Here is a 19,220-nt window from a genome sequence, read left to right as displayed (position 1 = left end):
TGAGAGATGAGTCGCAGTTAATGCTTTTTTTCTAACATATAGATTCCTTTCATTACTATTGTTTTTCTATTTCTTCAAAAAAATAATTCAGCACACCTATCAATGTATTATCTGCAATTGTTAATCCTCCGTGACCGGCTTTTTCATTCAAATAAACCAAACTATTAACATTGTAAGACTCCAACTTATTACTCCAATCAAACACATCACTATTATTAATATATGGATCCTTTCCCCCTAATAAACTAATCACAGTTGTCTGAGAGTTCTTTGCCTTGTTAACATTTTGTCTAGGGGAATATGTTTTAATATACTCACGAACTTTTTTATCGCCTATGTCTCCCCATTCTAAAACCTCCATTTTAGATAGAGGATCATCATCTCTTTGAAGTGCGTCATAAGGATTAATAAACGGAGAAAATAGGAGTATGCTTCGAAACAGTTGGGGGGTTTCGTTTAGAGCAGCTCCCGCCACTATTCCTCCAGCACTAGAAGCTATTAAACCAATATGATTATGATTAATTATATTTTTAGATACTAAATATTCAACTCCCTTAATCAAATCATTAGGAATAAAACTATTCTCAATAAAATAATGGTGTAAGATATTTAGTTGATATCTTACACCATTATTTTATCATCTCAGTTTACGATTTCTAGAAATTCGCAAATCTGATATTTTTTAAAAATTTTCGTATTTGCGAATATGCTGTTTTCCAAAAATTTCTTAGTAGAATAAAAATAAATATGAAGAAGGTTGAGGTTCCCTATGTTAAAAAGAATTATTTATCCCGCCATTTGCTTACCATTTTTGTAATTAGCTATATGGTAAAATACTTTACTTTCTTATTTTTAATTCTCCCAAAAATCAAAACCACCAGTGTGAACTGGTGGTTTTCGGAAGACAAAAAGAGCCGGCTTGAACAGCCAGCTCTTACACTGCGGAGAGAGGGACTTGAACCCTCACGACCAAAAGCGGTCACAAGATCCTTAGTCTTGCGCGTCTGCCAATTCCGCCATCCCCGCGACAGCAACTTTTTAAATTATATCAACTAAGCGAAGTAGTGTCAAGGATATTTTCTCATTTTTACAAAATTCTTCAGCCTTAGTCCATATCAATTCTAAACTCATTTAAGCTATCATAGCTATCGTTATGAAGTAAGTAAACCATCTAATACTTCTATGCGCAGTACAGCTTGTTCTAATTCCAAAGAAATCAATGCAATGACTGATATTTAAAGAATAATGGCATTTTCAATTATAATTATGATGGATTTTAATTAAAAGATTTTATAATGAAAATAAAATAAAAAAAACAGAAAAATAACTAAATAGTTTCCAAAAAATAAAAAAATGACAACAATATTAAAAATGTTCTTGAACTTTTCTTAAAAAAAACTAAACTATACATATATTCGTTTGTTGTTCCATTTTTTAGCACAACGAATATAAAAAATTATATTTATTTTTATTCTTTAAAGGAATTTAGCATGAATAGTTTAGCTTTTGAAGAGTTTGAATCTTTGGATGCTGATCACCTCACATAAATTCAAGGTGAAGGTTGGGTAGGAGCTGTCGCTGGCGGTGTTACTGGAGCTCTTGCTGGAGCCAAAGCCGGAGGTGCTGCGGCACTTCCTGTTATGTGTATCCCTGGCTTTGGCTGGGCTACTGAGGCTGGAGTCGTTGCTGTCAGTACTGTTGCCGGCGCTGTCCTTGGTGCTGGAGTTGGTTATAATACCCCATTATAAAAAAGTTGAGTTGAATATATGATGTTTATTATTTATTCGTTAATATTATTAAGTTTTGCAGTATTAGTCTTGATTTCTAAATATAGCCGAAGTGGCGCTGTTAAACTTATCTGTTTTGGAATTTTTATGCTGGAGTGTATCTTAGTAATAGTTAACATGATTCATCCCTTTTTGAAATGAGTACCATCACAGATAATGCTTTATATCAACCATAGTAGGTTGACATATCTTAATTTCTGGAGGCCGGGATCAAAATCCTTGGCCTCCTTTGATTTTTCTGAGCCATTGCAAGACACAGAGGTGAAAGTAAAAACAGTCCTGTGGACTGTTTTAGGTCAGCAAGTAGAAACTAGGACTTGCTGAAAAATCACATTCTTTAGATTATTGATTTTCTGTCCCACTCTCTTTTATCACGGCGGAAAGTCTCGTTTGGAGATTGCTTTCCTCGCCTAAATAAGAGAAATGACAATTGAAATTGATAAAAGCTAAAAATTTGACGCTGAAAAATAGATTGTCTATATTTTAAACTGGCGAAAACCAAAGGCCTGGCGCTAAAATAAAGTCTTCTTCTTGAAATCCAGTAAACGAGATCAAGAAGAAGGACTTAGCAAAGTCTATTGGTTAAAGCAAGGCTAGCTTAGGCAATCGTTTTATTATACCTTCTACTACTAAAAACTTAAAAGCAGTGGCAGGCACTGCTTTTTTCTTTGTTTTTATATCAGTTGGTCTTACTATTTTCAACTGCTGCAGTTATGAAAGCTGTATAAAGTTCTTCGGGATGATTAGGACGTGACTGAAGCTCTGGATGATACTGAGCCGCAACAAAGAATTTTTTATCTGTCAACTCAACAACTTCTACTAAGCGATTATCCGGAGATACTCCTGAAAAAACAAACCCTGCCTCTTCAAACTGCTGGCGAAAATCATTGTTAAATTCATAACGATGACGATGGCGGCGCTGAATCACTTCTTGGTTATGATAAGCAGCTGCTGTTTTGCTTCCTGATTTTAATTTACATGGATAAAGCCCCAAACGAAGGGTTCCGCCCATGTCTTCAATGTCAATTTGATCACGCATAATATCAATAACAGGATATTGAGTGTCTGGATCCAATTCTGCAGAATTAGCCCCTTCAAGATTAAGAACATGGCGAGCGTATTCGACACAGGTCAGCTGCATACCAAGACAGATCCCAAGCATAGGAACATCATTCTCACGCGCATAGCGAATTGCCTGAATCTTGCCTTCTGTCCCGCGATGACCAAAGCCACCTGGAACAATAATACCATCAGCATCGCCTAATAGTTGGGCAACAGTATCAGCTGTGACCTCATTAGCATTAATCCACTTGAGATCAATAGCTGTATCATTAACATAGCCTGAGTGTTTGAGAGCCTCAACAACTGACAGATAAGCATCTGGCAGTTCGACATATTTGCCGACTAAAGCAATCTTGGTCTTTTTCTTAAGGTTCATCACCTTATCAACCATAGCTGACCATTCTGCCATATCAGCAGCTGGTACATCAAGCTTCAGATGATCACAAACAATTTGATCCATATTTTGTGCCTGCAGGTTCAGTGGAATTTGATAAAGGTGATCAACATCAAGTGATTCAATGACAGCTTCTGGAGCAACATCACAAAATTGGGCTAGTTTATTTTTAATACCCTGACCAGCAGGCTGTTCAGTCCGAATGACAAGCATGTTTGGCTGAATCCCTAAACCACGCAATTCCTTAACAGAGTGCTGAGTTGGTTTGGTTTTCATCTCACCTGCAGCTTTAAGATAAGGAAGCAAAGTGGTATGAATATACATGACATTATCAGCACCTACATCGGCTTTCATTTGGCGGAGTGCTTCAAGGAAAGGCAGGCTTTCAATATCTCCAACAGTACCGCCAACCTCAGTAATGATAACATCTGAATCTGTTGTCGTTGCGGCACGCTTAATTTTTTCTTTTAAAGCATCTGTAATATGAGGAATAACCTGAACCGTTGCACCAAGATATTCACCTTTACGTTCCTTGCGCAAAACTTCACTATAGATCTTACCTGTTGTTACATTGGAATACTTATTAAGATTAATATCTATAAAACGTTCATAATGCCCAAGATCCAAATCTGTTTCAGCACCATCATCTGTTACATAGACTTCCCCGTGCTGGTAAGGACTCATGGTCCCTGGATCAATATTAATGTAAGGGTCAAATTTTTGAATTGTTACTTTAAGACCTCGATTTTTCAACAAACGGCCAAGACTTGCTGCAACAATTCCTTTACCAATTGACGAAACAACACCACCAGTAACAAAAATATACTTCGTCATTAACTATAAACTCCTCATAAATAAACTTACTCATTGTAAATCAGTCCATACCATGCTAGTAATCGATTTAAGACAATATTCAAATACCTTAAAAGTTAAAAACAGGCAAAACTGAAACACAATAGAGGGAAAAATAAAAATAGCTCCCTCATTCAGGGAGCTTATTCTGACCTCAAAGAGGTGCCCAATAGATAATATAAACTATCTTATGAGTTTTGTCAATGAAAAATTAGTCGCTATATTTTTAAAAAGAATAGTTACTGGCTTTATTGTTTAGGTAAAGATGAAATCCCTTATTCCTCGTCATCAGGATAGTCATCTTCATCTTCTTCATCCCCCTCATCAAGATCAACATTTTCATCAAGGTCTTCATCAGGAATGATCTCATTGATTTCAGAATCATAAGACTCCACTTCAGATTTTTCATCATCAGGATTGTCATCATCGTACTCTTCTTCTTGATGAGCTGCCTCAAATCCTTCATCTTCTGGATCATCATCGCTATAATCAATAGCATCCTCATCTCCGTCCATAAAGGCATTGACACGCTTTCTTTTCCGTTTAGGCGTACCGTCTTCTTCATCTTCTAGAGTGATAATCTCTTCATCAATCTCATCGATCCCATACCAAGAACGCAGTCCCCACTTATTATCACCAAGCGGAATAAAACTGCCATCCGTATTTAAGTCTGAATAAAAGTAAGGTAAGGCATGACGAATATCTGAATCCGATTTTTCCAAATAGTTTTGTATTTCATTGACCAGATCACTGAAATACATTTCATGATCACGGCCACGGGCATTTAAAATAGCACGGGCAACTTCAATCATTGATAGCTCATTTTTTTCTTGTCCGGCAAATACTTCTAATTCCAAACTGATTCTCCTTAACCGAATGTGAAACTAAGCTAGCAAAGCCAGCTCAAGACTTTCTCACTCTTTTTATTCTTTAAATTTATCACTGCTTATTATTTTACGCTAAAAGTATTAAATAGTCAAAAATCTTTTTTGTCTTCCAACAATAAAAAGAGTGAGAATCAAGCTGCCTTTAACAGCTGCTTTATTTTCTCACTCTGTACAGTTTAACCATAGCCTTAATTGTAAAAAAGTGGCTTCAACTAGCAATACTGCAACTTAAACGCCACTGATTTACAGCAAAAACAGGGCTAATCATTTCAATAAGGAAAAGATATTATTGACTAAATACCTTTTTATTTGACTTTAACAGAACTTGTTATGGCATCAATTGCTTTTTTCATAGCAATATCATGCTTTAGCATATCAGGTGAAAGAAGGGAGCGAACTTGATCAACATCCATACTGTACTCAACAGCTAAATCGTTGATTTCTTTTTCAATTTCTTCATCTGAAGCTTCAAATCCTTCTGCTTTAGCAATAGCTTCAATAACAAGATTCGTTTTCACGCGCTTGTCAGCATCTGCTTCATATTGTTTCTGAAGATCTTCTTCACTTGTTCCTGTCAATTGGAAATACATTTCTGGGGAAATCCCTTGGCGCTGCATATTTCCCATAAATTCCTGCATGGCACGATTCACTTCATCTTTAATCATTTCCTCAGGCAATTCAACAATTTCAGCATTTGCAACGGCTAAATCAATAACTGCTGATTCTACAGCATCATTATAGGCTGTTTCTTTAGCGTCTTCAAGCTCTTTACGGTACTTCGCTTTCAGCTCATCAAGAGTATCAATTTCCTCATCAATGTCTTTAGCTAATTCATCATCTAGCTCTGGTACTTCTTTTGTTTTAACTTCATGAATGGTTGTGACAAACTTAGCATCCTTGCCAGCCAGATCAGCCGCTTGGTAATCTTCTGGGAAAGTCACATTGACTTCAACGGTTTCTCCAGCTTTTTTACCAATTAACTGTTCTTCAAATCCTGGTATAAATTGGCCGCTGCCAAGTTCAAGTGAGAAGTTATCGCCTTTGCCGCCATCAAATTCGACACCGTCAACTGTACCGACAAAATCAATAACAACAGTATCTCCTTCAGCTGCTGCATCTTCTTTAAGAACAAGCTCAGCTAAATTATTGCGTTCCTGCTCAATTTTCTCATCTACTTCTGCATCAGTCACTTCTTTTGCAGCATCAACTGATACTTCAAGATCTTTATAAGCTCCTAGTTTTACCTCAGGCTTTGTTACAACTTCTGCAGTAAGTTCCCAATCTTGGCCTTTTTCCATTGATTTAATATCAATTTTTGGCTGTGCAACGACATCAAGTTCCAGCTCGGCAATAGCTCCTTCGTAAGCTGATGGTAAAATACTATTCAAAGCTTCTTCATAAAGCGCTTCTTCTCCATATTTTTGATTGAAAACTGCACGCGGCATATGCCCTTTGCGAAAACCTGGAGCAGTTAATTCTTTTTTTACTTTATTGAAAGCTTGATCAAGTGCAGGTTTAATATCATCTTGACCAATCGTAAATGTAACAACACCACGATTCGTTGCTTTAGTTTCAAATGATGTAGACATGAAGTCATTTCTCCTTAAAATTTATTTGCCTTTTCAGTGTATCATAATTGTTATTAATTTGAAAGTTTTACTGGCTATTTATTTAAGAATTTTTCTTAAGCTGCTAATAGAACAGCCCTTTTGTTTTCCCCTTATGAAATCCTTTTCATGAGCCAAGAAAATGATTTCATCTGTTTTTAAATTATCCTTTTTTTGTTACACTTACATTATGAAATTTATAAGCTCTTATTTTAACAGTCTTAATCTAGAAACACTGGCATTTGATCTTCTGTCTAAGTTATTATCTATTCTCCTTCTTCTTGTATTCTTTATTATCGGCAAAAGGGTGATCACTTTTTTATTTGAAAAAACCATTGTAAAATCTGTATCCTTAGCAAAGTATCAACCAGGAAGACAAAAAACACTGATCAAATTATTCCATAATATCATGGATTACTGTCTCTATTTCCTTCTCATTTACTGGGTTTTAGCCATTATTGGATTGCCTGTCTCCAGTCTTCTGGCTGGAGCAGGAATCGCAGGGATTGCGATTGGTCTCGGTGCTCAGGGCTTTCTAACAGATCTAGTTACCGGTTTTTTTATTCTTTTTGAACGTCAGTTTGATGTAGGAGATTCTGTTAAACTAAATGCTACAGCAGGAACGATTTCCGGAACAGTCTCTAGCGTTGGTATCCGAACGACACAGATTCGTGATTTTGACGGTACTTTGCATTTCATTCCAAATCGTAATATTACTATTGTCAGCAACTTGTCCCGCGGAGATATGCGAGCACAAATTGACCTTCCTATTTATGCCACTACTAACCTTGAAAAGGTAACAAGTATTATCAAACAAGTTAACGAGGATAATGTGAGCCATTTCTCTGAAATTGTCGGTGTTCCTAATATCTTAGGGGCTACAACTTCCCTTGCTACAGGACAGATCGTTTTTCGTGTCGATATTTTTGTCCAAAATGGCAAACAAAGCCATATCTACTATACTTTTTACCGCCTCTATCAAGAGGCTCTGCTGTCTAATGGGATTTCACTGCCAACTGCTAATACGATACCTATTACCAAAAAATAAGAAGATGACGATAATGATCAGCATCAACGATTAAAAGTACATTTAGCATAAATTCCCTGTCGTTGATAATGACTCAAAAATAATTATAAGTTCTAAAAGCCCCTCGTTAGCATTATATCTAACGAGGGGCTTAATACTAATAAACTCAAGTTTATCTTTAGGAGCTTAAAATTTACGAATGGGATCCGCCTGATAGTGGGCACGGCTCCCGCCAATAAGCTTAGGACGGCTGGCAAGAGCAGTAAGATGCGCCTTTCCTAATTCTTTGTGCAAAGGACGCAGCGGCACCTGAACATGCTTAACATGCATACCAATAGCCGTATCACCTATGTCTAAACCTGCAAAAGCTTCAATTTTTTCAACTTCTACAGGATCATTCATAAATTTAAAAGCTGCCAGCTGACCGCTCCCTCCTGCATGAAGAGTCGGCAGCACATTTACAACTTCTAAATCCTTTTTCTCAGCTAATTCACGCTCAACTGCAAGAGCGCGATTGAGGTGTTCACAGCCTTGAACGGCTAGGTAAACCCCTCTGTCATTAAGTTCAGTGAGAATTGTCTTGACAATGACTTCTCCTATTTCAAGATTGGACTTCTTTCCAATTACACCACCGGCAACTTCACTGCTAGATAGACCTAAAACAAAAATCTGTCCCTTCTTGATACCGCTCCGCTGAACTAGATCTGCTAAAATAAGTCTAACGTCTTCTGCTAATTTTTCTAAATCCATTTTCAACTCCTTTACTCTCGTTTGTCATTAGTAATTTGCAGATTTTTAAGGATTCACACGTTTGTAAGCAAGATTAAGCGTATAGCCAACAACCATGCCAAAAAAGTTTTGCAGGACATTTCCCCAAACACCTGCAATTGATGCTCCCAGTCCATACATAGGAATGGAGCAAATCAAGTAAATACCAATCATTGCCAGAGAAGCCAAAAGAAGACCTAAAATTTGCTTTTTCCCAGTCCAGCCAGCAAAATAGCCTTGAGAACCGTGAGCTACCAAACTAATAAACATCCAATTAGGATAGCCAGAAATCAAATCGATCAGAAAACCAGCTAAAGCACCAACAAAAGCAGCTTCTTTAGCTCCTAGATAGAAGGCCGTAAAATAAATACCTGCATCCAATAAAGTTAAAAATCCAGTCGGGGTAGGAATTTTAACAAACAAACCAAAAACAACACTTAAGGCTGCCAAAATAGCTAAAAGGGTGATTGTTTGTAAATTATTTCTTTTCATAATGTTGATGGACTCCATATTGATCTGAATGTTGAATAGCTTGATAGACAAAATCTTTCGAAATCACCACTGCTTCTGCTGCTGATTTGCCTAGAGCTAGCTGGCTGGCAATACTTGATGCAAAAGTACAGCCTGCACCGATATTATTTGTTGAGAGTACAGGCTTTTCTAAAACTTGCAGACGTTTGCCATCATAAAAAATATCAATCGCCATCTTCTCATCCAAACGATTGCCGCCCTTAATGGCTACATTTTTCGCACCTAAATCATAGAGCTTTTTCGCCGCCAACTTCATATCAGCCAGCGTTTTGATTGACCTTTGAGATAGGAGTTCAGCTTCAACCAGATTTGGTGTAATAATGCTAGCATAAGGAAAAAAGTTCAAGAGTTCTTCCCGCAAGGCTGATACTTCTACATCATGACTCTCTTTACAAACTAAGACAGGATCAAGCACTACCGGAATATCAGTGTGCAGCTTAACAAAATCCAAAGCCTGCTTCGCTATGTTTACATTAGGTAAAAGTCCAAGCTTAATTCCTGAAAATGGCACATCCTTGAGACTATTGAACTGATGGCCAAAGACGGTACTGTCTGTCGCAAATACTTCAAACCCCTTGTTAGTCATCGCTGTTAGGCAAGTTACTGCCACAAAACCATGCAAGTGATTGCTTGTAAAGGTTGCTAGATCAGCATGAAGGCCTCCTCCGCTAAAAATATCATTACCCGAAATTGCTAACATATACTTAGTCGTCATAAATAATCTCCTTAAGATAAAGTCCATTTCCCGCAGCTGTTGGACCGGCTAAATTGCGATCGCCAGATTCCAAAATTCTGTCAATTTGATCAATAGGCATGCGGCCATTGCCGATTTTTAATAAAGTCCCTACCATATTTCTGACTTGCTTGTAAAGAAAACCATTTCCCGTAAACGTAAAAATGAGAAAACCAATCTTGTCATCTTTTTCAACATCAGCACGGCTGATGGTTCTGACCTTATTTTCTACACTAGCACCAGCCGCTGTAAAACCTGTAAAATCATGAGTTCCTTGTAGTTTTTCAATAGCTGCCTCAATAGCTGAAAAATCTATTGGATAAGGAAAATGAGTAGCATAATGGCGCATCAAAGGATTTTTAGGGCGTCCCAAATCTACTAAAAATTCATAAGTTTTACTATGCTTTTGATAACGAGCATGAAAATCATCTGCTACTTGCTCTACCTTAATAACATCAATATCCTCAGCTGTCTGAGTATCTAATCCAAAACGCAGCTTTTCTAAATCCCTTTCTTGAGGCAAATCAAAATGAATGACTTGACCATAGGCGTGCACACCTGCATCCGTTCTCCCAGCTCCGTGTATCTTAACTTCCTTACCACTATTCAAACGTAAAAGAGTTTTTTCAATTTCTTCTTGAACTGTTCTTACTTGTACTTGCTTTTGAAAACCCGAAAAATTACTACCATCATAAGAAACAATTGCTTTATATCGTACCATAGTAGAAATTATATCACCCTGAAAAGATGAGAGCAAGAATAATTAAACTCATCTGTCAGGGGACAGTTTTGAAACTAAAAAAACCTAAGACAACAAAAGAACAGGCAAAATTGTGTTCGGTCTTAGCTTTTCTCAGTCAAAAGGTTAAGATTGATAGAACGGTTAACTACTTTTTCTTTTATCACAAAATCAGTATAAAATCGTTATTGCCCTATCTAAATTTTTCGATACAGAGTAACAACATTTAGTTACTTAATTTCAGTTATTCAAATCTATTAAGTTAACACAACTATCTATAATTAATGAATTATTTTGTTTTCTCCAATTCTATACAAGATAAATTATAGAATATAATACTAAAAATAAGATTCACAACAATAAATATAATAAGTTCATCAAGCGAAAAATCTTGAATTGCTCGACTCCGTAGTGCTATCATTGGTTGAGAGTATGGATAAAATTGAACCAGCTTTTCATTGATAAAAAGCAACACAAATCCCCCCATTGAACCAATAGCAGAAAATCCAATTGACTGGCTAAAATTTCTTGTTTTTGCAAAGATATAACTTTGTATATAAAATATAGCAATAGAAGCAGCAACAGATAAAAAAATCCATTTAACATTTAACAATAAAGTTGGAGTTAATCTAATATGTGCAGCTTCCAATCCAAATATATATACTAAGAGAAGCAACATCTGGATAGGGATAGTAATGCCAATAAGTACAGTAATCTTACTGAAAAGCAATTTTTTATAGAAATAGCATTTGAGCGTAACATCTCTATGTTTTTTCGCTCAAATTCTTGATTTAAGGAGATAGCTAAAAAGATTCCTAGCATAGGGGGATATAAAATTTGACTATAGTAAAACGTCAGCTGCCCCCACATAACCTCATTTTGTGTTCCATTAATCAAAACAGATTGATTCGCAAAATATATACCTAAACCAATAAAACTTGCAAGTCCAACAAAGACCATTCCTATACAGAATAATTGAACTTTTCTCAACTTATACCATTCTGCTAATATATATTGTCTCACTCTAAACCCTCTCCTTCCTCTCTATTATAGCTCGTACAACAAAATATAATAGTACAGCGTAGAGTAAATATACAAGCATTTTAAACAATATCAACTGATCCAAAAAATAGTTATAGATTGTGCTATCAATTAAAGCAAATTTATATGGCGATAAATATGAGCATCCAATCCAGGGAATTAGAAAACTCCAAAATGAAGTGCTTTTTGAGGCTAAGACTAAACCTATAAAACCTCCTATAAACCCTAAAGATAATAGCACCCCTTGTTTTTTTATAATCATCGCAAGAGATAAATATATACATATTAAAGTAAAACTAGCCAAAAATTGGCCGAGAGTTTGCACTATAATTATTTGCATAGAGACATGAGTACCATTGATAAGCGCAAATATACTAGTAGCTCTTGTTTCTACTGCTGAAATAAACAAGAAAAATAGCGAAGCTAATATCAATTTTCTATTAAATATCTGAGTGGTTGTCGTTCCATTGGCATTTTGTAATTTAAATGTCTGTCCATTAATTTCATTACTCACAATTCTGCTAGTAAAAATACTAATTGCAATCGGTAAAAAGAAACTATTCATTGTCTGATTATTAAACAAAACTCCTACAGAATCAAATTTTATTGAGTGCAGCTCATCTCCTAAACTGACAATATTCCATAATAAAGCTACTATCATTAATACAACAGTAATAAAAAATGATTTTGTTCTGCGACTTTTTAAAAGTTCTATCCTTAACGCATTCAGCATTTTATATCTCCTTTGTTAATTGTAAAAAGATATCTTCCAGGCTTTCCTTTTTATACTCTATTCTAAAAATTGGAAAATCCATTTCTATCAACTCTCTCGCTACAAATGAAACTTCTTCATCATCAATATTATTCATTTTTAAAATATTGTGATCTACTTCAAACTCATTCAGTGTATAATGACTATTTAAAAAATGTCTCAGTTTATTAGGCTCAAATCTACCTCGAAACTCTATCCAATTGTTAGAGTTTATTTTTTCAATTTCTCCTTCGTAGACCAGTTGCCCGTGATTAATTATTCCTACTCTATCAGCAATTTGTTCAATTTCAGATAAAATATGACTGGAAATAAATACCGTCAATCCTTCACTTTTTGCTAAATGAATAATTAATTTTCTTATTTCGTGTATTCCGGCCGGATCTAGTCCATTTGTTGGTTCATCAAGCAAAAGAATTTTTGGTTTTTTGACTAAAGCAAAAGCTAATGCTAATCTCTGCTTCATTCCCAATGAGTAATCTTTTACTAGCTTTTTTTTATTTTTTTCCTCTGCTAATCCAACTAACTCTAGAGTTTCCCAAATATTCTCTTTATTAAATCCTAACATTTTTTGAAATACTAAAAGATTCTCATAACCAGTCAAATTAGGATAATAGGAAGGTTCTTCAATCATTGAACCAATTTCATTTAAATAGTCAATAGTATCCGTGATTGATTGACCTTTTATCCCAATATAGCCAGATGAAGGAGTTATTAAAGATAAGATCATTTTCATTGTTGTTGTTTTTCCAGCACCATTTGGACCTAGGAAACCATAAATTTCTCCTTCTCTTACAGTTAATTGATTCAAATCAACTGAATTATATCCTTTAAAATCTTTTCTCAAATTTTTAAGTTCAATTACGTTATTCATTTTATTTATACCTCTTTTATATTATTAATTGAAAAGGTAGCACCTTTTTCTGTACCATTTAATTTTATAAACAATAGTTAAAGACAAAGTAATGCCAACTTAAAGAAATCCTTAAGATTTGTTAGTTGCAAACCTGAGGTTGAGATTTTTGATATAATAAAATAAATTCAAACTGTTTCTGGAGGAATTATGGATATCAGAACACAATTTCCAAATAAACATATATTAATAGTCGATGATGATGTTGAATTAAATAGTTCTATAAAAGAAATCTTAATAATATCTGGTTTTAAAGAAATTAGCTGCGCCTATAATATCACTGAAGGAATCAATATTTTCACCACCCAAAATATTGATTTGATAATTTTAGATATTATGCTTCCTGATGGAGAAGGCTATTTACTTTCAGATTATATACGTAAATCTTCAGACATTCCTATCATTTTCTTAACAGCTAAAAACAATCCCGAAGATGAAATAAAAGGGCTAAAATCAGGTGGTGATGACTTTATTACAAAGCCTTTCCTACCTAAAGTTTTAATTTATAGAATTATTTCTCTGCTTAGGCGTTCTTACAAAGAAGATACCAATATTATTCAATTAAAAAACAGTATCATTAATTTAGGAAATGCTACTGTTTTAAATAATGAAACAGAATTTTCTTTAACACCAATCGAAATTCAAATTATTCGTAAGCTATACACTAATAAAAACTATATAGTATCTACCGAATCAATTTGTGACTCTGTTTGGGGAATTGACAGTTATGGTTATGAAAAATCATTAATGGTTCATATTAGAAATATTCGAGAAAAAATTGAATCTAATCCTTCAAAGCCAGAATATCTTATTACAGTAAAGGGACTAGGCTATAAACTTGTAATCTAGAGGGGGGGCATGTGTTGAAATTTAAGGCAATGACTCGGTTTATTAAAAAATTTATTATCTCTTTGATTTTCATGTCTATCATGAATCTATTTATTCTAGGAGGATTTATTTTTAGTCATGTTCAACAGACCAATTCTATAGATACAGTTAAGCAATTAGTTAAGCAAATTGATATTAAATCTGATTCTATTGAAATTTCCAAAAGCGGAAAAAGGCTAGCAAACACCAAGAAGGTGTGGATCATGATTCTAGATGCAAATACAGGACATGAAATTTATCAATATAGAAAACCTTCTGAAATTCCAAACAAATATAATCTAGCAGATGTTGTAAAATTTACACGCTATTATTTAAATGATTATCCTGTTTTCACACAAATAATTGGGGATAAAATAGAAGTTTTTGGCTTTTCAAAAACTGAGGTCTTTCGTTTTCCATTTGATTATTATGAAAAGTCAGATTTGCATAATGTTATTATTCTAGCTATACTACTTCTTATAATAAACTGTCTGTATTTATTGGCTATCTATACTTATAGCACCAAATTCATTTCACGTAAGCTCACGCCTCTAGCTCTAGCCATTAAAAATTTACCGCAGGGACTTCACAAAGCAGTCCCGTCTCAAGATGAACTGCAACAACTGACTGATGCTATAAATATAGTTGATAAAAAATTAAAAGATGAGGAACGTTTTAAAGAAAACTGGATTTCTGGTATTGCACATGATATAAAGACACCTCTTTCTGTTATTATTTCAAATGCTTCACTTATCAGTGATGATACAGATAATTCTGATCAAAAAAGACATCTCCGTTCAATCATTAATGAAAGTTACTACATACAAAACATCGTAAATGATTTAAATATATTTGCAAGACTCAAAAATACTAAATTTTTCTTAAATTTAGATTCTGTAAAAATAATTTCATTTTTCAAAGAAATCATTATTCAGATTATTAATCAAGGGATATGGGAGAATTCAAATTTTGAATTCAATTATGATCATTCCTTGATTGGACATACAATAACAGTCGAAAAAAATCTAATTTCTCGTGTCATCCACAATATAATCTACAATTCTGTTTTACATAACCAAAATGGTTGTAATATATCTATTTATTTAGAGAAAAAAGATTCTTTTTTAGTTGTAATTATTGAAGATAATGGTATTGGTGTTACTATTGATAAACTTAATAGATTATACGAAGAAGAAATTACTGAATTTGATATTTCAGGAATTCGTCGCCATGGGATAGGACTTAAAATCTCTAAACAAATAATTGAAGTACATAACGGAACTATGAAAATTCAAAGCAAAGAAAATCAATTTTTTAGAACAATCATCGAACTCCCCTTAGATACTAAATAAATATATACTTTTCAATTTAATTTTAGTCATACTTCTATTATCTCTAAATGAAGATTGAACCGACCAATAACACACGTCTATTTTCCAATACTGTGTTAGCTCCTTTTCGTAAAAAATACAGCTCAAGAGCTGTCCATAGCCATTGTGATTAACTAGTCAGGTTTTGTCAATGAAAGCCAGGCCTTAATCTCATTATTGATGAGGTCGAGTCAATGGAAAAATAAGATAAACCCCAAATGACTATTGATAACATCCGAGTCCAATTTGTTTTTTGACCATACAAAAAGGAACTGCCCTCTTGGACAGTTCCCAACTCTCTCAATTAGTTTAAATCATATCATCTCTATAGCATTAGTTGAGGAGGTGCATCATGAATCAGCTTGAGTTCTATAAAAACGAATTACAGATGGACTACTTCAGCGATAACTACCAAAAATTTTAAAACGACTTTTATCGCTACTCTGCACTAGATACGCTATTAATCTTTCTAACAGATGATATCATGTTGTCAATGAATAAATCATCTAAGAGCTACTTCAAACTCAACACTGAAATCTCATTCTCTTATTTCTCTTCAAAAGCATCTTTAACTTTGTCAAAAAAGCCTTTTTTCTTAGGATGAACAGGATTCATATTGCTTGCTTTAGCAAAAGCTTGAAGGGCCTCTTTTTGAGCTTCATTAAGCTTTGTCGGCGTCACAACATTCACTGTAACTCGCTGATCTCCCTGTCCATTGCCATTCAAACGAGGAGCACCTTTCCCCTTAATACGGATAACTTTACCCGCTTGTGTGCCTGCTGGAATTTTAAGATCAACTGCTCCATGAACTGTCGGAACTTCTACGGTATCCCCCAAGGCGGCTTGGACAAAATTAATATCTAAATTGTAATAAATAGTTGAACCATCTCGCTCAAACTTATCACTCGCCAAAACATTAATAATGACATAGAGGTCTCCATAAGGACCGCCGTTAAAACCTGCTTCCCCTTGACCAACGACACGCACTTGATGTCCCGTTTCAACACCTGCTGGAATTGTAACAGCCATTTTATGCCTTTGTTTTTCACGACCTGAACCATGGCAGGTTGGACAAGGTTCTTTAATTTCTTTACCGCTGCCATGACAAACATCACAGGTCATTTGCCGACGCATCATACCAAGCGGTGTTTGAGTATCCACATTGATAACACCTGAGCCATGACATTTACTACAAGTAACAGGGCTAGTACCAGGCTTAGCTCCTGAACCATCACAAGTATGACAGGTCACTTCACGATTATAGTGGACCTCTTTTTCAGTTCCAAAAATGGCTTCTTCAAATTTAAGATTGACACGATATTGGAGATCGTCTCCTTGACGCGGTGCATTAGGATTGCGCGAAGCTCCGCCGCCGCCAAAAAAGCTTGAAAAAATATCTTCAAAACCGCCAAAACCAGCACTGTCAAAACCGCTGAAGCCACCTGCTCCGCCGCCGAAACCGCCATTGGCTGCTCCTTCTGGACCAAACTGATCATAATTAGCACGTTTTTGCTCATCACCTAAAGTATCATAAGCTTCTTGAATTTCTTTATACTTTTCTTCAGCACCAGGCTCTTTATTAATGTCCGGGTGATACTTTTTGGACATTTTACGATAGGCTTTCTTGATTTCATCTTGAGAGGCATTTTTAGATACCCCCAGACGATCATAATACTCTGTATTGTTCATATAAGATACCAAGCCCGTAAAATGCAAAGTGAAAATAGGAAATTCTTGCCGTGAGCGATGCTCACAAAAGAATTTATCTTTTTCACACAGCATTTAGGGCGGGTTCGATTCCTTTCTATACTAAATTATAAGCTGCATTGAGCCCTTTTAGCCAAAAACAGAGGCTGGTTTGCAACCTCTGGATTTCTTCATCTATTTACGACGTGAGATTTTCGAAAATCGAGCTAGTAAGGCGTTTAGGCAAATCGCCATAGCGATTGCCGTAGAATGACAGTCACTTTAGTGATTAGTCATTCTTAACGTGTTATTTTTCTGTAAACTCACCGTCTACGACATCATCACCGCCACCGTTTGATGAATCAGATGAGTCTTGAGCACCTTCTTGGCCTGCTTGTGCTTGTTGAGCTGCTGCCGCTTGTTCATAAAGTTTCATCGCAAGAGCTTGAGCTTTTTCATTAAGCGCTTCAAGTTTAGTCTTCATATCATCAAGATTGCCAGCTTCTTGTGCTTTTTTCAAATCATCGAGAGCAGTTTGAGCAGCATCGCGCTCAGTATCAAAACCTTTTCCTTCAGTTTCTTTGATCGTCTTTTCAGTTGTAAAGATTGCTTGATCTACTTCATTTTTAAGGTCAACTTCTTCTTTACGTTTTGCATCTGCTTCAGCATTTGCTTCAGCATCCTTCATCATTTTATCAATCTCATCATCAGTCAAGCCTGAGTTAGATTGAATAACAATATGTTGTTCTTTTTGAGTGCCAAGGTCTTTAGCTTTAACAGATACAATACCATTTTTGTCAATATCAAAAGTTACTTCGATTTGTGGGACACCGCGAGGAGCAGCTGGAATATCTGTCAATTGGAAACGACCAAGCGTCTTATTGTCTGCTGCCATTGGACGTTCTCCTTGAAGAACATGGATATCAACAGCTGGTTGATTATCGGCTGCCGTTGAGAAGACTTGTGATTTAGAAGTTGGAATTGTTGTGTTACGTTCAATCAATTTAGTAAAGACACCACCCATAGTTTCAATACCAAGTGATAGCGGTGTAACATCAAGAAGGACAACGTCTTTGACATCACCAGTAATAACACCGCCTTGGATGGCAGCTCCCATTGCTACAACTTCATCAGGGTTAACGGATTTATTTGGCTCTTTGCCAGTTTCAGATTTAACAGCTTCAACAACAGCTGGAATACGTGTTGAACCTCCCACTAAAATAACTTCATCAATATCTGATAAGGATAAACCTGCATCTGAAAGGGCTTGACGAACAGGAGTCTTTGTGCGCTCAACCAAATCGCGCGTCAAATCATCAAATTTAGCACGAGAAAGACTTGTCTCCAAGTGAAGAGGTCCTGCTTCCCCTGCAGTAATGAAAGGCAAGCTGATTTGAGTAGAAGTAACACCAGAAAGATCCTTTTTCGCTTTTTCAGCCGCATCTTTCAAACGTTGAAGTGCCATTTTATCAGCTGACAGATCAATACCGTGTTCTTTCTTAAATTCTTCCACTAAGAAATCAATAATTTTTTGATCAAAGTCATCTCCGCCAAGTTTATTATCACCTGCAGTAGCCAGCACATCAAAGACACCATCTCCTAATTCGAGAATAGACACATCAAAAGTACCGCCGCCAAGGTCAAACACTAAGATCTTTTCATCTTTTTCCGTTTTGTCAAGTCCATAAGCAAGAGCAGCTGCAGTGGGTTCATTGACAATACGTTCTACTTCAAGGCCTGCAATTTTACCAGCATCTTTAGTCGCCTGACGTTGAGCATCATTAAAATAAGCAGGAACTGTGATAACAGCTTTTTCAACTTTTTCGCCAAGATAATCTTCAGCATAACCTTTAATATATTGAAGAATCATAGCTGAAATTTCCTGTGGAGTGTATTCCTTACCATTGGCAGAAACTTTTTCAGATGTTCCCATTTTAGATTTGATCGAAATAATCGTTTCTGGATTTGTTACTGCCTGACGTTTAGCCGCATCACCAACAATAATTTCACCATTTTTAAAGGAGACTACAGAAGGGGTTGTGCGGTTGCCTTCTGGATTTGCAATAATTTTACTTTCAGTTCCTTCAAGAACTGCAACTGCTGAGTTTGTTGTACCTAAGTCAATACCAATAATTTTAGACATAATGTTTTTTCCTCTTTTTACCATTTTTATTTTTGATATTTTCC

15 protein-coding genes, 1 tRNA gene and 2 pseudogenes are annotated in these 19,220 nt (G+C 35.5%); 4 read left to right on the top strand and 14 right to left on the bottom strand.

What is annotated here, in order from left to right; all coding sequences use genetic code 11:
• Positions 1-55 precede the first annotated feature (55 nt).
• The 5 genes from STRMA_RS08445 to tig all read right to left on the bottom strand — a co-directional run bounded on the left by STRMA_RS08445 (position 56) and on the right by tig (position 6,571).
• Complete coding sequence (locus STRMA_RS08445) at positions 56-562, bottom strand: prolyl oligopeptidase family serine peptidase (RefSeq protein WP_003082162.1); 507 nt, start codon at positions 560-562, stop codon at positions 56-58.
• Between the two features lie 378 nt (positions 563-940).
• A tRNA-Leu gene (locus tag STRMA_RS08440) sits at positions 941-1,026 on the bottom strand.
• 1,440 nt (positions 1,027-2,466) lie between these two features.
• On the bottom strand, positions 2,467-4,077 hold the full coding sequence (locus STRMA_RS08430) for a CTP synthase (protein ID WP_003082084.1): 1,611 nt from the start codon (positions 4,075-4,077) through the stop codon (positions 2,467-2,469).
• Positions 4,078-4,370: 293 nt separating this feature from the next.
• Complete coding sequence (gene rpoE / locus STRMA_RS08425) at positions 4,371-4,952, bottom strand: DNA-directed RNA polymerase subunit delta (protein ID WP_003079774.1); 582 nt, start codon at positions 4,950-4,952, stop codon at positions 4,371-4,373.
• A gap of 335 nt (positions 4,953-5,287) precedes the next feature.
• On the bottom strand, positions 5,288-6,571 hold the full coding sequence (gene tig / locus STRMA_RS08420) for a trigger factor (RefSeq protein WP_003080030.1): 1,284 nt from the start codon (positions 6,569-6,571) through the stop codon (positions 5,288-5,290).
• A gap of 208 nt (positions 6,572-6,779) precedes the next feature.
• Between tig and STRMA_RS08415 the strand changes: the two genes are divergently transcribed.
• Entirely contained in the window at positions 6,780-7,637 is an 858-nt protein-coding gene (locus STRMA_RS08415) for a mechanosensitive ion channel family protein (RefSeq protein WP_040841902.1), read from the top strand.
• Between the two features lie 165 nt (positions 7,638-7,802).
• Here the strand turns inward: STRMA_RS08415 and STRMA_RS08410 are convergent, their stop codons facing one another.
• The 7 genes and pseudogenes from STRMA_RS08410 to STRMA_RS08380 all read right to left on the bottom strand — a co-directional run bounded on the left by STRMA_RS08410 (position 7,803) and on the right by STRMA_RS08380 (position 13,071).
• Positions 7,803-8,366: a TIGR01440 family protein gene (locus STRMA_RS08410; RefSeq protein WP_003079548.1), complete on the bottom strand. Its 564-nt coding sequence runs from the start codon at positions 8,364-8,366 to the stop codon at positions 7,803-7,805.
• A 45-nt stretch (positions 8,367-8,411) separates the two neighbouring features.
• Complete coding sequence (locus STRMA_RS08405) at positions 8,412-8,876, bottom strand: ECF transporter S component (RefSeq protein WP_003082355.1); 465 nt, start codon at positions 8,874-8,876, stop codon at positions 8,412-8,414.
• Positions 8,863-9,630: a bifunctional hydroxymethylpyrimidine kinase/phosphomethylpyrimidine kinase gene (locus STRMA_RS08400; protein WP_003079092.1), complete on the bottom strand. Its 768-nt coding sequence runs from the start codon at positions 9,628-9,630 to the stop codon at positions 8,863-8,865. The genes STRMA_RS08405 and STRMA_RS08400 overlap by 14 nt, the downstream gene beginning before the upstream one ends.
• Positions 9,620-10,369 (bottom strand): tRNA pseudouridine(38-40) synthase TruA, encoded by a 750-nt coding sequence (gene truA, locus STRMA_RS08395; RefSeq protein WP_003079672.1) that lies wholly within the window; start codon positions 10,367-10,369, stop codon positions 9,620-9,622. Before truA ends, STRMA_RS08400 begins: the two co-directional genes overlap by 11 nt.
• A gap of 307 nt (positions 10,370-10,676) precedes the next feature.
• A pseudogene (locus STRMA_RS08390) lies at positions 10,677-11,410 on the bottom strand (ABC transporter permease).
• Position 11,411: 1 nt separating this feature from the next.
• Positions 11,412-12,161, bottom strand: a complete 750-nt coding sequence (locus tag STRMA_RS08385) for an ABC transporter permease (RefSeq protein WP_003079418.1) — start codon at positions 12,159-12,161, stop codon at positions 11,412-11,414.
• Position 12,162: 1 nt separating this feature from the next.
• Complete coding sequence (locus STRMA_RS08380; protein WP_003081075.1) at positions 12,163-13,071, bottom strand: ABC transporter ATP-binding protein; 909 nt, start codon at positions 13,069-13,071, stop codon at positions 12,163-12,165.
• A gap of 189 nt (positions 13,072-13,260) precedes the next feature.
• On the opposite strand from STRMA_RS08380, the gene STRMA_RS08375 reads away from it, so the two are divergent.
• The 3 genes and pseudogenes from STRMA_RS08375 to STRMA_RS09955 form a co-directional block, all read left to right on the top strand.
• Positions 13,261-13,959 (top strand): response regulator transcription factor, encoded by a 699-nt coding sequence (locus tag STRMA_RS08375; protein WP_003082289.1) that lies wholly within the window; start codon positions 13,261-13,263, stop codon positions 13,957-13,959.
• A gap of 11 nt (positions 13,960-13,970) precedes the next feature.
• On the top strand, positions 13,971-15,329 hold the full coding sequence (locus tag STRMA_RS08370; RefSeq protein WP_234943963.1) for a sensor histidine kinase: 1,359 nt from the start codon (positions 13,971-13,973) through the stop codon (positions 15,327-15,329).
• A gap of 370 nt (positions 15,330-15,699) precedes the next feature.
• Positions 15,700-15,882: pseudogene (locus STRMA_RS09955) on the top strand (DUF5960 family protein); the annotation flags it as partial.
• A gap of 11 nt (positions 15,883-15,893) precedes the next feature.
• Here STRMA_RS09955 and dnaJ read toward each other — a convergent pair.
• Together dnaJ and dnaK are read right to left on the bottom strand one after the other, a co-directional pair.
• Positions 15,894-17,036 (bottom strand): molecular chaperone DnaJ, encoded by a 1,143-nt coding sequence (gene dnaJ, locus STRMA_RS08365; RefSeq protein ID WP_040841898.1) that lies wholly within the window; start codon positions 17,034-17,036, stop codon positions 15,894-15,896.
• 304 nt (positions 17,037-17,340) lie between these two features.
• Positions 17,341-19,176, bottom strand: coding sequence for a molecular chaperone DnaK (dnaK, locus tag STRMA_RS08360; protein WP_003081996.1), 1,836 nt, complete (start codon positions 19,174-19,176; stop codon positions 17,341-17,343).
• Positions 19,177-19,220: the final 44 nt, after the last annotated feature.

It is taken from the genome of Streptococcus macacae NCTC 11558, from assembly GCF_000187995.2.
GTDB lineage: Bacteria > Bacillota > Bacilli > Lactobacillales > Streptococcaceae > Streptococcus > Streptococcus macacae.
Note: the sequence above shows the minus strand (reverse complement) of the source record. Positions and strands in the feature narration are given on the sequence as shown.

What these genes read in the sequence shown, in the direction of transcription:
- STRMA_RS08430 (WP_003082084.1), bottom strand. Translation starts at nt 4,077, where the DNA reads ATGACGAAGTATATTTTTGTTACTGGTGGTGTTGTTTCGTCAATTGGT.
- tig (WP_003080030.1), bottom strand. Translation starts at nt 6,571, where the DNA reads ATGTCTACATCATTTGAAACTAAAGCAACGAATCGTGGTGTTGTTACA.
- STRMA_RS08415 (WP_040841902.1), top strand. Translation starts at nt 6,780, where the DNA reads ATGAAATTTATAAGCTCTTATTTTAACAGTCTTAATCTAGAAACACTG.
- STRMA_RS08410 (WP_003079548.1), bottom strand. Translation starts at nt 8,366, where the DNA reads ATGGATTTAGAAAAATTAGCAGAAGACGTTAGACTTATTTTAGCAGAT.
- STRMA_RS08405 (WP_003082355.1), bottom strand. Translation starts at nt 8,876, where the DNA reads ATGAAAAGAAATAATTTACAAACAATCACCCTTTTAGCTATTTTGGCA.
- STRMA_RS08400 (WP_003079092.1), bottom strand. Translation starts at nt 9,630, where the DNA reads ATGACGACTAAGTATATGTTAGCAATTTCGGGTAATGATATTTTTAGC.
- truA (WP_003079672.1), bottom strand. Translation starts at nt 10,369, where the DNA reads ATGGTACGATATAAAGCAATTGTTTCTTATGATGGTAGTAATTTTTCG.
- STRMA_RS08385 (WP_003079418.1), bottom strand. Translation starts at nt 12,161, where the DNA reads ATGCTGAATGCGTTAAGGATAGAACTTTTAAAAAGTCGCAGAACAAAA.
- STRMA_RS08380 (WP_003081075.1), bottom strand. Translation starts at nt 13,071, where the DNA reads ATGAATAACGTAATTGAACTTAAAAATTTGAGAAAAGATTTTAAAGGA.
- STRMA_RS08375 (WP_003082289.1), top strand. Translation starts at nt 13,261, where the DNA reads ATGGATATCAGAACACAATTTCCAAATAAACATATATTAATAGTCGAT.
- dnaJ (WP_040841898.1), bottom strand. Translation starts at nt 17,036, where the DNA reads ATGAACAATACAGAGTATTATGATCGTCTGGGGGTATCTAAAAATGCC.
- dnaK (WP_003081996.1), bottom strand. Translation starts at nt 19,176, where the DNA reads ATGTCTAAAATTATTGGTATTGACTTAGGTACAACAAACTCAGCAGTT.